Below are 12,384 nucleotides of genomic sequence, written 5' to 3'. Positions count from 1 at the left end.
GGGCTACGACTCCTCGCGCAGCGAGCGGATCATGCTCCGGAGGATCTTCAGCGCTCCGGCCTGCTCGTCCTCGCTCATGCCGGACAGCATCCGGACCTCGACCGAGCGGACGGCAGCAGTCGCGGTCGCGAGGCTCTCCCGACCGCGATCGGTGAGGCGGGCGGGGAGGGCTTTGCCGACCGGGGCCTCCGTCGGTCTGGTCACGAGCCCGTCCCGTTCCAGCGCCTGGAGCAGCACGTTCATGGACTGCCGCGTGACGAAGGCGCCGCGTGCGAGCTCAGAATTCGACAGGCCGGGCCGTTGCGCGAGCAGTTCGAGACAGGAGTAGTGGGTGATGGTCATCCCGAGCGGGCGCAGGACCTCTTCCATCGCCGCGCGCAGGGCACTGGACGCCTCCTTGAGCAGGTAGCCCAACGAGGTGTCGAGGTCGATGCCGGCGCGGTCTTGACTCATGTCAGTATTCTGACATACGCTGACCCATGTCAGAAAACTGACACGAAACGAAGGACTCCCCTCATGCCTGTCACCGGCCCCGATTTCATCTCCCTGCAGGCACGCGATCTCGCCGCCTCGCAGGCGTTCTACGAGCACTACCTCGGCCTCGTCCGCTCTCCGGCCGGCCCCCCTCACGCCGTCGTCTTCGAGACGAGACCCATCGCGTTCGCCCTCCGTGACGTCGCACCGGACACCGATCTCACCGACATCGCCCAACCCGGCATCGGCGCGGCGATCTGGCTCCACGCCACCGACGTGCAGGCCATCCACGACGCGCTCCTCGCCGATGGCCACACCATCGTCGCGGACCCGATCGACGGACCCTTCGGGCGGACCTTCACCTTCGCCGACCCCGACGGGTACCGGATCACCCTCCACGACCGCGCCTGACCCACCGTCCGCGCTCCGCCTGCAGGGGGGGTGTCGGTCACCGCGATCGGCAGACGTGCGGAGCGCGCGATCCCCGCCCCTTCGCGCATCACCCCGACGACGAGCCATCGCGCGAAGCCGTGTCGGTCTCCGCGGAGCATGTCCGCACGGTCGCGCTACGTACGCACGGGAAGGACGTCGCTCAGGTCGGCGCGCGTCCCGGAGGCGTGGATGCGTCCGCCGGACGCGGCATCCGCCCATCGCTCCGCGCCGGTGGAGACGGCGATCCAGGTCGCGGCATCCATCTCGACGACGTTGGGCGGCGTACCACGGGTGTGTCGAGGACCCTGGATGACCTGCACCGCACCGAACGGCGGCACCCGCACCTCGACGCTGTTGCCCGGTGCCTTCTCGTCGAGCAGCTGCAGCAGGTAGCGCACGGCGGTGGCGAGGTCGGTGCGCTGCGGCTTCGCACCCGCGGCCTCCGCGGCGCGGACGGCATCGAGAGCCTTGCGTCCGTCCACGATGTCGATCTTCCTGGCCATCAGTCCAGACTACGACCGACCGCGCGCGACGAGTTCTAAGCTCGGACGCATGAGCATGCATCCCCAGGGCGCCCGCGCCGAGCTGCTCGCGGCTGTCGCCGACCACTCGTGGGGAGTGCGCATCCCCCCACTCGCCGACCCGCAGAGCGCCCACGATGCGGCCGTGCTCATCTTGTTCGGCGTGCTCGATCGCATCCCCGCGCCCACGACCGGCCCCGCCGTCGCGCGTGACCTCGACGTGCTGCTGCAGCGGCGCGCGCCCACGCTCTCCTCCCATCCCGGGCAGGTCTCCTTCCCCGGCGGCCGCGTGGATCCGGGTGATGCCGATGTCGTCGCGACGGCCCTGCGCGAGGCCGAGGAGGAGACCGGGCTCGATCCGACCGGCGTCGAGATCCTGGCCACGCTGCCCGTGATCCCGCTCGCCGCGAGCAACCATCTCGTCACACCGGTGCTGGCGTGGTGGAGGTCGCCCTCGCGGGTCGTGGCAGTCGACCATGCCGAGACGGTCGAGGTGTTCCGCGTGCCCGTCGCGCAGCTGCTCGACCCGGAGACCCGGTTCACATCGACCATCACACGGATGGGGCACACGTTCCGCGGTCCGGCATTCGACGTCGACGGCACGATCGTGTGGGGCTTCACCGCGATGGTCCTCGACGCGCTCTTCGACGCGGCCGGTTGGACCGTGCCGTGGGACGCCACCGTGGAGCGGACCGTCGACCTCTGAGCCGGACCGAAACCCGGAGCGCCACCCTCGGTAGTCTGGACGGGTGAAGATTCTCGTCCTCGGTTCCGGTGCCCGTGAGCACGCGATCATCCTCGCCCTGCGGGCCGAGCAGACGGAGCACGAGATCTTCGTCGCTCCCGGCAACGCCGGCATCGCCCAGGATGCGACCCCTGTCTCGGTCGATCCCCTCGACGGCGGCGCGGTCACCGCATTCGCGCACGAGCACGCGATCGACCTGGTCGTGGTGGGCCCGGAGGCTCCCCTCGTCGCCGGCGTCGCCGATGCCCTGCGGGTGCGGGGCATCCCCGTGTTCGGACCGGGCAAGGCGGCCGCACAGCTGGAGGGCTCGAAGTCGTTCGCGAAGCGGGTCATGGACGCCGCCGGCGTGCCCACCGGTCGCGCCGTCCGTGCCGCCACCACCGCCGAGGTCGAAAGCGCTTTCGACGAACTCGGTGCCCCCTACGTGGTCAAGGCCGACGGCCTGGCTGCGGGCAAGGGCGTCATCGTCACGTCCGACCGCGCCGAGGCCCTCGCGCACGCCGAGCAGTATCTTCCCGCCGGCCCGGTGCTGATCGAGGAGTTCCTCTCCGGCCCCGAGGTCTCCCTCTTCTTCCTGAGCGATGGCGACACCGTGCGTGCGCTCAGCCCCGCACAGGACTTCAAGCGCGCGCTCGACGGCGACGCCGGACCCAATACGGGTGGCATGGGCGCCTATTCGCCGCTGCCCTGGCTCGCCGAGCAGTTCGGCAGCGAGCAGGCCTTCGTCGAGGAGGTCACGCGAGACGTGGCGCTCCCCGTGGTGCGCCAGCTCGATGCCGAGGGCACGCCGTTCATCGGGCTGCTCTACGCGGGGCTGATCCTGACCCCGGCCGGTGTGCGCGTCATCGAGTTCAACGCGCGTTTCGGCGACCCCGAGACGCAGATCGTGCTGCCACGGCTGGTCACCCCACTGTCGGAGCTGCTGTTCGCCGCGGCATCCGGAACCCTCGAGGACCAGCCGGAGCCCGTGTTCAGCGACGAGGTCGCGATCACGGTCGTGCTGGCCAGCGAAGGCTACCCCGAGGCGCCGCAGACCGGGCGGCCGATCGAGGGCCTCGCAGACGCCGCCGCCGTCGAAGGCGTCCGCCTCGTGCACGCCGCGACCGCGAGCCCGGACGCGCCCGGTGGATCGCTCATCGCCACCGGCGGCCGTGTGCTGAACGTGGTGGCCGTCGCCTCCGACTTCCGCACTGCGCGCGACCGGGCCTATGAAGCGATCGCCCGCATCCGCCTCGACGGTTCGCACTACCGCACCGACATCGCCGCCCGCGTCGCCGAGTAGCCTCCGCGAGCACACGACCTCCCTACGCAGACTTCCCGTGCACTCGGCGAGTGCACGGGAAGTCGATGCGAATGCGTGGAGCTGACGCCCTTCAGAGGACCTTCGAGAGGAAGTCCTTCAGGCGCTCGTTCTTGGGCGAGCCGAAGAGCTCTGCGGGCGGGGCCTCCTCGACGACGACGCCGCCGTCCATGAAGACCGTGCGGCCGGAGACCTCGCGGGCGAAGCCCATCTCGTGCGTCACCAGCACCATGGTCATGCCGCCGGAGGCCAGATCGCGGATGACCTGCAGCACCTCGCCGACCATCTCCGGGTCGAGCGCGCTCGTGGCCTCGTCGAACAGCATGATCTCGGGGTCCATGGCGAGTGCACGGGCGATGGCCACGCGCTGCTTCTGCCCGCCGGAAAGGGACGCCGGCTTCGCATCCGCCTTCTCCGAGAGACCGACCCGCTCCAGGAGCGACAGCGCCCGTTCGCGCGCCTCGGCCTTCGTCATCTTCCCGCACTCGACCGGCGCGAGCGTGATGTTCTCGAGCACGGTCATGTGCGGGAACAGGTTGAAGTGCTGGAAGACCATGCCGATGCGCTGACGCACTTCGTCGAGCTTGACGCTCTTGTCGGTCAGGTCGACGCCGTCGATGACGACGTGCCCCGACGTGGGCTCCTCGAGCTTGTTGAGGCAGCGCAGCAGGGTGGACTTGCCCGAGCCCGAAGGCCCGATGACCGCCACGACCTCGCCATCCTCCACAGCCAGGTTGATGCCCTTGAGCACCTCGTTGTCACCGAACGACTTGTGCAGGTCCTGCACCAGGATCTTGCTCATGCGTTGAACGTCCTCTCCAGGCGGTTCGCGAGCAGCGTCAGCAGCGTGATCACGACGAAGTAGATGATGGCGACGATCGTCAGCACCTGGGCCGACAGGTACGTCGAGGCGATGATCTGACGGGAGACGAACGTGAGCTCCGCGAGACCGATCACGCTGATCAGCGACGTGTCCTTGAGGGTGATGATGCCCTGGTTGACGAACGAGGGGATCATGATGCGGAACGCCTGCGGGAGCACGACCTTCTGCATCGTCTTCCAGTGTCCGAGTCCCAGCGAGCGCGAGGCCTCGTTCTGTCCGGGATCGACCGCCTGGATGCCACCGCGGATGATCTCCGTCATGTACGCACCCGTGTTGAGCGAGAGCGTGATGGCACCGGCGACGAACGGGTTGAACGTGAGACCGGGGAACAGCTGCGGGATCGCGAAGAACACGAAGAACGCCTGGATGAGGATCGGGGTGCCGCGGAAGACGTAGACGTAGGCGGTGGCGATCCACCGGAACGGCGCGAACTTCGAGACTCGACCGAAGCCGAAGACGAGCCCCAGGATGAACGCGGCCACGATGGCGACGATCGTCGCGAGGATCGTGAGCCAGAGACCCTCCATGAGCGCGGGCCAGTACTGCACCGCGACCGAGATGATGTCGGTGGGCTGCGTCGACTTCTCGCCGCCGGAGAGATACGTGTCGACGATCTTGTCGTACTCGCCGGACGCCTTCAGGTTCGAGAGGCCCGCGTTGAACTTCTCGATCAGCTCGGGGTGCTGGCCCTTGTTGACCGCGAAGCCGTACTCGCCGCCCAGTTCCGGCTGACCGATGAGGCGGAAGCCGGACCCCTGCTGGATGCCGTAGGCCAGCACGGGGAAGTCCTCGAAGTAGCCGACGGCCTGACCGGCCTTGACCGCATCGACCATGTCGGTCGTGTCCTGATACGGGGTGACCCGGAAGCCGTACTCGCCCTTGTTCTCATCGGCGAAGGTCTGCCCCTGCGTGCCGGTCTTGACGGCGACGGTCTTGCCGTCCAGGTCGTCGAGGGACTGGATGTCGCTGGCTTCGAGCACGCCGAGCTGGACACCACTGGTGAAGTACGGCTCGCTGAAGTCGAAGGCCTTCTGCCGCTCCTCGGTGATCGACATACCGGCCATGACCGCGTCGACCTGGTTCGACTGCAGCGCCTGCACGGCGGCGTCGAAGCCGAGCTGGCGGATCTCGACCTCGAACCCCTGATCCTTCGCGATCGCGCGGAGCAGGTCCATGTCGATGCCGACGAGGTTGCCGTCCTGATCGGTGAACTCGAACGGCGCGAACGTCGTGTCCGTACCGATGACGTACTTGTCGCCGTCGCTCGCGGCGGTGGCGGGTGCGGCTCCGGCGAGGAGCGCTCCGACGGCGACGAAGGCGACGAGCGCGGCAGCGCCTGCGGTGCGCATCGAGCGGCGCAGACGGCTCACCGCGGCGGATGGGTTTCGGATCACGACGTGTGCTCCCCGGGTCGACAGCAGCGACCGGACGACCGCCGAGGATCTACCCTAGCTCCCGGCGAGTCGTGTGCCCGAAACGTCGATCCAGTAGCGCCGCACCAGGGGCTGCCCGGCTTCCGGCGCATCGATCACGTCTTCGAGCTCGCCACCGGCCCCTTCGATGGTGCGGATGGAGCCGATGTTGTCGTCGTCGCAGGTGAGCATCACACGGTCGTAGCCGTCGGCCTTCGCGGCGCGCAGCATGAGGCGCAGAGCCTCGCGCACGATCCCCTCGCGGCGCCTCGTCGGGATCACGGAGTAGCCGATGTGGCCGCCGAAGCGGCGGAGGTGGTCGTTGAGTTCGCGGCGGAAGGAGAGGAAGCCGACGACGTGGTCGCCGTCGGTGATCCAGTAGTAGTCGCACGGCACATGGCCCTCAGGGAGCTCGGCGCCCGGGGTCGCGTACAGCGCCGCCTTCTCGACGATGGCCTCTCCCGCAGCCCGGTCGGGGACGAAACCCTTCTCGATACCGCCGCCGTCGATGTGTCCGCCCTCGAACTCGGCCACCGCGGCGGCCCAGGAGTCGAAGAGGTCGATGCTCGGTCGTGAGAGTGCGATCGTCATCGCCCGATGACACCACATTCGCCGGACCACCGCAAACCTGTCAGCGACCTCGGAGGAGATCGGCGATGGAAACATCTTCATCGAGCTGCGGCCAGTGGATGCCCTCCCCGACGCCGATCAAGCGCCAGACCGCACGTTCCGCGACGCTCGCAGCGGCTAGCCGCGGGAACCAGTCGAGAGGAACGCTGATCGTGCGTCCGTCCTTCATCCGTACGTGCAGTTCGCGCTCATCGATCACGACGCCGACCGCGACAGCGTCATCCACCGAAGTGCTCATGCCACGCCTCCTCGATCAGATCGCGTCGGTGTTCGATCAACCGACGAAGCAGTCGCAGCTCTCGGTCGTCGAATCTCGTCTTCGCGGCCGATTCTACTGGCCGCAGCCAGAACTTCGCGGTGAATTCCGCCCGCTCCACGCGCACATGCGGGGGCTCCGATCCCTCGTTGCTGTAGAAGAAGAATCGGTACCCGCGCACTCGCATGACCGTAGGCACGGGGTGACGGTAACGTGATCGCCCTCCCTCTCCAGGGCGCGAACGACGACGATCCCGAGAGGTGCGGGATACACACCTCACGGGATCAATCGTGGAGGGAGGGTCGTCGACTACTCGGGACGCGCGGCCACGGGCTCCGCAGCCTCCGTCTTGTCATAGCGGCCGAGGAACAGCGAGGCGATGAGGGCGACCACCATCACGCACGCCGGCAGCAGGATCGCCTGCGACATGCCTGCGGCGAAGCCTTCGGCCACCTGTGGCGGCAGCGTCCCTCCGGTGGAGCCACCCGCCGGCGCATCGGCAAGACCCGGAAGGTTCGCCTCGAGCCGGGACTGCATGAACGCAGCAATGGAGGCCGAGCCGATGACCGAACCGATGGTCCTGGTGGTGTTGTAGATACCGGCACCTGCACCCGCCTGGCGCGGCGGGAGCTTGCGCGTCGCGGTCGTGGCGAGCGGACCCCACATTCCGGCGTTGCCGACGCCCATCAGCGCGGAGGGCAGCAGGAACATCCACATCGCGGTGTCCATGTTGATCAGAGCCGAGTACCAGATGAGTGCCCCGGCGACGCAGAGCAGCCCCGGGATCAGGATGATGCGCGGATCCACGCGGTCGAGCAGCTTCCCCGCGACCGGAGCGAGAACGCCCGAGAGCACGGCCATCGGGATCAGCAGCAGCGCGGCCTCGGTGGGGGTGAGACCGCGCGCGGTCTGGAGGAAGAACATCATCGGCAGCGACATGCTCGTCACCGTGAAGCCGACCGCGGCGATCGCCACGTTCGCTCCCGAGAAGTTGCGGTCGCGGAACAGTTCGAGCGGAACCAGGGGCTCGCTGCGGGTCTTGGCCTGCTGCAGGATGAACAGTCCGAGCACCACGAGTCCCACGATGATCAGGCTCCACACCGAGATCGGACCCCAGATCACACCCCAGTCGTACTTCTCCCCCTCTTGGAGACCGAACACGATGAGGAAGAGGGCCACGGCGCTCAGCACCACGCCCACGATGTCGAAGCGGTGCGGGTGAGTCGCCAGCTTCGGGACCAGGCGCCAGGCGAGCACGAAGGCGACGATGCCGACCGGGATGTTCACGAAGAAGATCCACTCCCAGCCGAACCCGTCAACGAGCAGGCCGCCGACGAGCGGGCCGACGAGGGTGGCGACACCGGCAGTGGCACCCCACAGGCCCATCGCGGCGCCGCGGCGGTCCGGCGGGAACGTGCGGGTGATCACGGCCATGGTCTGCGGGGTCATGAACGCCGCGCCGAGGCCCTGCACGGCGCGAGCGACGATCAGACCCTCGAGGGTCGTCGACAGTCCGCACCACAGCGAGGCGAGGGTGAAGACCGCGAGGCCGATCAGGTAGATGTTCTTCGGCCCGAACCTGTCGCCCAGGCGTCCGGTGATCAGCAGCGGCACGGCGTAAGCGAGCAGGTAGGCGCTCGTGACCCACACGACGTTGTCCAGGTTGTTCGTGTTCGGGTCGAGCGCCGCCTTGATCGCCGGGTTCGCGACCGACACGATCGTGGTGTCGACGAGGATCATGAAGAAGCCGATGACCAGCGCCCAGAGGGCAGGCCACGGGCTCGTGGGCTTGTGCCCCGCGGAGTAGGTGCCGGTCGACGGACCGGAGGTCGAGGGCGCGGACACCGGCGGGCGGTCTCCGTCGCGAGGGGTATCTGTCATTGCTGTGCGGCCTTTCGCTGAGCGCGGTAGCGGTCTGAGTTCTGGAATGCCGAGGGACCCCACGGCAGGACTTGGGTCTCGAGGCGGTCGAGGAGGGAGTCGAGCCAGCCGAGCTCCGCGGCCAGCAGAGCCTCCTGGCGTTCGATCTCGACGAGCACCTGCTCGGGAACGCTCTTCTCCCGTGCCGCGTGCAGACCGTCGCGGTGCCTCGCGTGATCCTCGACGAGGGCGAGGCGCCTCGCCCGAAGGAGGTCGATGACCTCCGGTCGCTCGAGGTTGTGCGCCTCGGCGAGCGCGATACGGAAGTCCGCAGGGCGATCGATGCGGGGCAGCTCGCGCTGCACCCACGTCATGACCGCTTCGCGTCCGGCATCCGTCAGGGCGTAGGTGGTGCGCTCCGGGCGGTTGCCCTCGCGGTCGATGCCCAACTCGTCGATCAGACCCGCGCGGTGCAGTCGGGAGACCGTGTGGTACAGCGTCCCGTTCGTGATCGTGAGCAGGCGGTCGTCGTGACGGGCGCGCATGAGACGCACCATCTCATAGGGGTGCATGTCGCCCTCACGCAGCAGCGCGAGCACCATCACCCCCATGGGGGTGAGCCGATCGACAGCGTCCTTCGCCATGCCCCTCACCTCAAATAGTCCATGTGGACTATACGCCTCTTTCGGCGGAGCGAACAGCCGCGATCCGCCTACAGCGACACGGCTGCGAGGTGGGCCGGATCGAGCGGGCGGTCCGCGTAGACGAGGCGCCAGACGGACGGATCGGGGTTGCCCGCATCCGGTGCCCTGTGCACGAGTTCGAGGCCGACCTTCTCGGCGACCTTCGCCGACGCATGGTTGTGCTCGACGAGATAGGCGATCACGGGGCGGTCGGGATCGACCGCACGCGCCTGCTCGACGGCGGCGAACGCGAGTTCGGTGGCGTACCCGTTCCCGTGATGATCGGTCGACAGCCGGTACCCGAGGTTCCAGACCGCGTCGCCGAGGAGCGTGCACCCGCCGTTTCCGATCACCTCACCCGATGAACGCAACCGGACCACCCACGATCCCAACCCGGCGCGAGCCCAGCTCGCCTCCCAGCGCGCCATGCCCGCACGAGTGTCTTCAGGCCGCTGGTGCCGAAGGGACGGGTAGTGCGTCCACACCCGCGGATCGGCGGAGATCGTGAACAGCGCGTCAAGATCGCCCTCGACCGGACGCGAGAGCCGAAGACGCGGCGTGAGGATGTCGTCCGTCATGCCACCAGGCTAGATCGCCCCTCTGACGCCGGGACCACGGCATTCGGTGACCGCGGGAACCGGGATAATGGGCGGGTGAGCACACCTTCAGAAGGCACGGCACAGAGCATCCCCGGCTGGCGGCACATCTACTCGGGCAAGGTCCGCGACCTGTACGCCTCGGAGGATCCTGCGGACACTCGCATCCTCGTCGTCGCCTCCGACCGCGTGAGCGCCTTCGATTTCGTGCTCTCCCCCGGCATCACAGACAAGGGTGCTCTGCTGACGCGGCTGAGCCGCTGGTGGTTCGCACAGCTCTCCGATTTCCCCAACCACATCGCCGAGGGCGAGCTCCCGGATGCGGTCGCCGATCGGGCTATGCTCGCGCAGTCGCTCGAGATGCTGCCGATCGAATGCGTCGTGCGCGGCTACATCACGGGGTCGGGCTGGGTCGAGTACCAGGAGAGCGGCACCGTCTGCGGCATTCCGCTGCCCGCCGGCCTGCAGAACGGCGACCGCCTGCCGGAGCCGCTGTTCACCCCGGCCTACAAGGCGCCGATGGGCGAGCACGATGAGAACATCACGTTCGAGCGCGCCGTCGAGCTGGTCGGCGTCGAGCGCGCGGCCGAGCTGCGCGACACCTCCCTCGCGATCTACGCCCGCGCGGCGGCGATCGCCGAGGAGAAGGGCCTGATCCTCGCCGACACCAAGTTCGAGTTCGGGACGGATGCCGACGGCACCCTGCGCCTGGCCGACGAGGTGCTCACGAGCGACTCCTCGCGATACTGGGATGCGGAGGCCTGGCGCACCGGCACAACGCCGAACGAGCGGATGGCGAGCTTCGACAAGCAGATCGTGCGCGATTGGATGGCCGCCAACTGGGATCAGCAGGGCGAGCCGCCGCTGCTCCCGGAAGATATCGTCGCACGCACCGCCGACCGCTACCGCGAGCTGATCGAGCGCCTCGGCGCCTGAGCGCTCCCGATCTCCGGGTCCCGATCTCCGGGGTCCCGATCTCCGCACGGACCTCCGCATGGACCTCCGCACGGATGCATGACGATCAGGCGGAGGCATGACTCTCGGCCGCGGACCCCTCATGCATCCGTCGCTCACACCTGCAGGTGTGAGAGGGATGAGCGTTCAGGGGAAACTCAGGAATCGGTAGTGTTGCTCCGGCACTCCTGCCATCCCCCGAACCTTGAGGAGCCCGCATGGCCCTGTGGAAGCTGCACGGAAACGGCCGCACGGTCGAGCCCGGCGCCGTCGTCCGTCCCGATGAGCGTCTGAACTGGCCCGCCACGATCGCGATCGGGCTCCAGCATGTCGTGGCCATGTTCGGCGCCACGTTCCTCGTGCCGATCATCACCGGGTTCCCGGTCGCCACCACGCTGCTCTTCAGCGGCGTGGGCACGATCCTGTTCCTTCTCGTGACCCGCAACAAGCTGCCCAGCTACCTCGGTTCGTCGTTCGCCTTCATCGCACCGGTCACCGCTGCGACCGCCTCCGCGAACATGGGAACCGCCCTGGCCGGAATCGTCGCGGTCGGCGTGCTCCTGGCGATCATCGGCGTCGTGGTGCACACGGTCGGCGTGAAGTGGGTCGACCGTTTCCTCCCGCCGGTCCTGGCCGGAACCATCGTCGCGCTCATCGGTTTCAACCTCGCGGGCGCAGCGCACAACAACTACGCCGCCGCCCCTGTGACCGCGACGTTCACCCTCGCCATCACGATCCTCTTCGCCGTCGTCTTCCGCGGATTCCTCGGACGCATCTCGATCTTCCTCGGCGTCATCGCCGGGTACATCTTCGCGGCGTTCCGCGGTGAGCTCGACTTCTCGGCCGTGGAGAAGGCCGACTGGGTCGGTCTTCCCACCTTCACCTTCCCGAACTTCACCGAGCCCGGCACCCTCACGGCACTCGCGATGTTCCTCCCGGTCGTCCTCGTGCTGATCGCCGAGAACGTCGGACACGTACGCGGTGTCGCGACCATGACCGGTGACGCGACCGTGAACCAGCAGACCGGCAAGGCGCTGATCGCCGACGGCGTCTCGACGACCCTCGCCGGATTCTTCGGCGGATCGGGCACCACGACCTACGGCGAGAACATCGGCGTGATGGCGTCGACGCGCGTGTACTCCACCGCGGCCTACTGGGTGGCCGGCGCAGCCGCGATCCTGCTCAGCCTCTCCCCCAAGTTCGGCGAGGTCATCAACTCGGTGCCCGCCGGTGTGCTCGGCGGCGTGACGACCGCACTGTACGGCCTGATCGGCGTCATCGGCATCAAGATCTGGGTCGACAACCGCGTCGACTTCTCGCGCCCGGTCAACCAGTACACGGCAGCCGTCGCGCTCATCATGGCCGTCGGCGGGTTCATGATCAAGGACGAGGCCTCCGGCTTCGAGCTCGGCGGCATCGTCATCGCCACGGTGGCGGCGATCCTGATCTACCACCTGGGCAACCTGATCGCCCGCCTGCGCAAGACGGGTGCCGACGACCCGAAGCCGCTCGAAGCCGTCGGCCCGCTCGGCGGAGACCCCGCCTGATCACTCCCGCGCATACTCCGGTCGCACTCCGGTCGCACTTTCTGCCGCTCTCGGGCCTCTAAGACGACAGAAAGTGCGACCGGAGCAGGAG

Annotated in this window: 15 protein-coding genes; 5 read left to right on the top strand and 10 right to left on the bottom strand. The window is 68.2% G+C overall.

What is annotated here, in order from left to right:
- Positions 1–3: 3 nt before the first annotated feature.
- Positions 4–453, bottom strand: a complete 450-nt coding sequence (locus D514_RS36285; RefSeq protein WP_017831322.1) for a MarR family winged helix-turn-helix transcriptional regulator — start codon at positions 451–453, stop codon at positions 4–6.
- A 63-nt stretch (positions 454–516) separates the two neighbouring features.
- Between D514_RS36285 and D514_RS36280 the strand changes: the two genes are divergently transcribed.
- Positions 517–885 (top strand): VOC family protein, encoded by a 369-nt coding sequence (locus tag D514_RS36280; RefSeq protein WP_017831321.1) that lies wholly within the window; start codon positions 517–519, stop codon positions 883–885.
- A gap of 155 nt (positions 886–1,040) precedes the next feature.
- Here D514_RS36280 and D514_RS36275 read toward each other — a convergent pair whose 3' ends face one another.
- Positions 1,041–1,409: a sterol carrier family protein gene (locus tag D514_RS36275; RefSeq protein ID WP_017831320.1), complete on the bottom strand. Its 369-nt coding sequence runs from the start codon at positions 1,407–1,409 to the stop codon at positions 1,041–1,043.
- 49 nt (positions 1,410–1,458) lie between these two features.
- On the opposite strand from D514_RS36275, the gene D514_RS36270 reads away from it, so the two are divergent.
- Both D514_RS36270 and purD read left to right on the top strand, forming a co-directional pair.
- The gene (locus D514_RS36270) at positions 1,459–2,133 is read left to right on the top strand and encodes a CoA pyrophosphatase (RefSeq protein ID WP_017831319.1); all 675 of its coding nucleotides are present in this window, start codon (positions 1,459–1,461) and stop codon (positions 2,131–2,133) included.
- Between the two features lie 43 nt (positions 2,134–2,176).
- Complete coding sequence (gene purD / locus D514_RS36265; RefSeq protein ID WP_017831318.1) at positions 2,177–3,454, top strand: phosphoribosylamine--glycine ligase; 1,278 nt, start codon at positions 2,177–2,179, stop codon at positions 3,452–3,454.
- A gap of 91 nt (positions 3,455–3,545) precedes the next feature.
- Here the strand turns inward: purD and D514_RS36260 are convergent, their stop codons facing one another.
- From D514_RS36260 to D514_RS36225, 8 genes are all read right to left on the bottom strand, one after another.
- Positions 3,546–4,274 (bottom strand): amino acid ABC transporter ATP-binding protein, encoded by a 729-nt coding sequence (locus tag D514_RS36260; protein ID WP_017831317.1) that lies wholly within the window; start codon positions 4,272–4,274, stop codon positions 3,546–3,548.
- Positions 4,271–5,749, bottom strand: coding sequence for an amino acid ABC transporter substrate-binding protein/permease (locus D514_RS36255; RefSeq protein ID WP_017831316.1), 1,479 nt, complete (start codon positions 5,747–5,749; stop codon positions 4,271–4,273). Before D514_RS36255 ends, D514_RS36260 begins: the two co-directional genes overlap by 4 nt.
- A gap of 54 nt (positions 5,750–5,803) precedes the next feature.
- Positions 5,804–6,358: a GNAT family N-acetyltransferase gene (locus D514_RS36250; RefSeq protein WP_017831315.1), complete on the bottom strand. Its 555-nt coding sequence runs from the start codon at positions 6,356–6,358 to the stop codon at positions 5,804–5,806.
- 40 nt (positions 6,359–6,398) lie between these two features.
- A complete protein-coding gene (locus D514_RS36245; protein WP_036323853.1) occupies positions 6,399–6,635 on the bottom strand; it encodes a DUF2442 domain-containing protein in 237 nt (78 codons plus the stop codon).
- Complete coding sequence (locus D514_RS36240; protein WP_031206413.1) at positions 6,616–6,852, bottom strand: DUF4160 domain-containing protein; 237 nt, start codon at positions 6,850–6,852, stop codon at positions 6,616–6,618. The genes D514_RS36245 and D514_RS36240 overlap by 20 nt, the downstream gene beginning before the upstream one ends.
- 110 nt (positions 6,853–6,962) lie before the next feature.
- Positions 6,963–8,534 carry an MFS transporter gene (locus D514_RS36235; protein ID WP_269078444.1) on the bottom strand — a complete coding sequence of 524 codons (1,572 nt, stop codon included), beginning with the start codon at positions 8,532–8,534 and terminating at the stop codon, positions 6,963–6,965.
- Positions 8,531–9,157, bottom strand: a complete 627-nt coding sequence (locus D514_RS36230) for a PadR family transcriptional regulator (protein ID WP_017831311.1) — start codon at positions 9,155–9,157, stop codon at positions 8,531–8,533. Before D514_RS36230 ends, D514_RS36235 begins: the two co-directional genes overlap by 4 nt.
- Positions 9,158–9,225: 68 nt before the next feature.
- Entirely contained in the window at positions 9,226–9,774 is a 549-nt protein-coding gene (locus D514_RS36225) for a GNAT family N-acetyltransferase (protein WP_017831310.1), read from the bottom strand.
- A 75-nt stretch (positions 9,775–9,849) separates the two neighbouring features.
- Between D514_RS36225 and D514_RS36220 the strand changes: the two genes are divergently transcribed.
- Both D514_RS36220 and D514_RS36215 read left to right on the top strand, forming a co-directional pair.
- Positions 9,850–10,728, top strand: coding sequence for a phosphoribosylaminoimidazolesuccinocarboxamide synthase (locus D514_RS36220; RefSeq protein WP_017831309.1), 879 nt, complete (start codon positions 9,850–9,852; stop codon positions 10,726–10,728).
- Positions 10,729–10,964: 236 nt separating this feature from the next.
- Positions 10,965–12,293, top strand: a complete 1,329-nt coding sequence (locus D514_RS36215) for a uracil-xanthine permease family protein (RefSeq protein ID WP_017831308.1) — start codon at positions 10,965–10,967, stop codon at positions 12,291–12,293.
- The last annotated feature ends 91 nt before the right edge of the window (positions 12,294–12,384 follow it).

This window comes from Microbacterium sp. UCD-TDU, assembly GCF_000340625.1.
Classification (GTDB): domain Bacteria; phylum Actinomycetota; class Actinomycetes; order Actinomycetales; family Microbacteriaceae; genus Microbacterium; species Microbacterium maritypicum.
Note: the sequence above shows the minus strand (reverse complement) of the source record. Positions and strands in the feature narration are given on the sequence as shown.